The organism is Ralstonia sp. RL (assembly GCF_001683835.1).
In the GTDB taxonomy this organism is placed as follows: domain Bacteria; phylum Pseudomonadota; class Gammaproteobacteria; order Burkholderiales; family Burkholderiaceae; genus Ralstonia; species Ralstonia mannitolilytica.
This window is the reverse complement of the sequence record NZ_LWRX01000014.1, coordinates 1-1,387: the sequence shown is the minus strand read 5'-3', so window position 1 is coordinate 1,387 and position 1,387 is coordinate 1. Positions and strand designations below refer to the sequence as shown.

Here is a 1,387-nt window from a genome sequence, read left to right as displayed (position 1 = left end):
GTCGTGTTGTAAACGCCCAGCGCAGCGCCCTTTGCGGCCGGCGGAGCGGTGCGCGACACCAGCGAGGGCAGCGTCGCCTCCAGCACGTTGAAAGCCACGAAGAAGAGCAGCAGCCACAGGGCAAGCAGCTCCAGGCTCTCGTGCAGCAGGTAGAGGCCGAGCTGGACGACGACGAGCAGACCGACCGCCGCCAGGAAAACCGGCCGCATCCTGTCCTTGCGCTCGGCGGCGATGATGGCCGGCACCATGACCACAAAGGAGACCAGCACGGCCGGCAGATAGACCTGCCAGTGCGCGGCGGCCGGCAGGCCGCCAAAATCGACCAGGGCGTGGGGCAGCACGACGAACATCGCCATCTGCACCATGTGCAGCGTGAAGATGCCGAGATTGAGGCGCAGCAGGTCGGCATCGAACAGCACCCGGCGCAGCGGCAGCTTTTCATGGCCATGCGGCGCCGGGGCCGGCGGCACGGCCTTGAGCAGCAAGCCGATGGCGGCCAGGGCGAGCACGCCGGTCAGGACGAACAGGCCGGACATGCCGATCCAGCCATAGAGCACCGGGGCTCCCACCAGCGACAGCGCGAAGACGAGGCCGATCGACGAGCCGATCATGGCCATCACCTTGGTCCGGTGCTGCTCGCGCGTCAGGTCTGCGGCCAGCGCGGTGACGGCGGCCGAAATGGCGCCCGCGCCCTGCAGCACGCGGCCGACGATGATCCAGGTCATGTCCGGCGCCCAGGCGGCGACGAAGCTGCCGAGCGCAAACAGGATGAGGCCGGCGACGATGACCTGCTTGCGGCCGAAGTAATCGGAAGCGACGCCATACGGAATCTGGAAACAGGCCTGGGTCAGGCCATAGGCGCCGAGGGCGAAGCCGACCAGGGCCAGATCGTCGCCGCCGGGCAGGGTCTTGGCGTGCACCGAGAAGACCGGCAGGATCAGGAACAGCCCGAGCATGCGCAGGGCAAAGATGGAAGCCAGCGAGGCACCGGTACGGCGTTCCTCCGGGGTCATGCGGTCGTGGGCGGCGGACATGGGATGCGGATGATGTTGCATTGCAGCGAAAAGGCAATATTAGCAGGTTTGCCCGCCGCCTCGCTGTGTTGCCGGAGCCTCCGGCCCCCTGCCCCGGCTGCCGTTCGGATTTCCGAACACCCGGCCGCCCCCCGATCCGGAATTCCGACCGCGTCGCCGCGGCGGGCAACACAATCAGCCATGAAAACAGTCACTTGGCGATCAGGCGCCGCCTGGCACGCGACGTGCAATGAGAAACCGGCTCACGCGCCTGATCCAGGCGACCTTCAACTCCGCATGACGAGGAAACCCGCATGAAAATGAATCGCCTGACCACCTGGATCGGCATCGCCATGGTCCTGGGCATCGTGGTC

The 1,387-nt window shown here is 67.0% G+C and carries 1 protein-coding gene; it reads right to left on the bottom strand.

Annotated elements, in window-relative coordinates:
• Positions 1-1,034 (bottom strand): MFS transporter (locus A6M56_RS02215; protein ID WP_286757706.1); only part of this gene is annotated, 1,034 nt, incomplete at its 3' end.
• Positions 1,035-1,387: the final 353 nt, after the last annotated feature.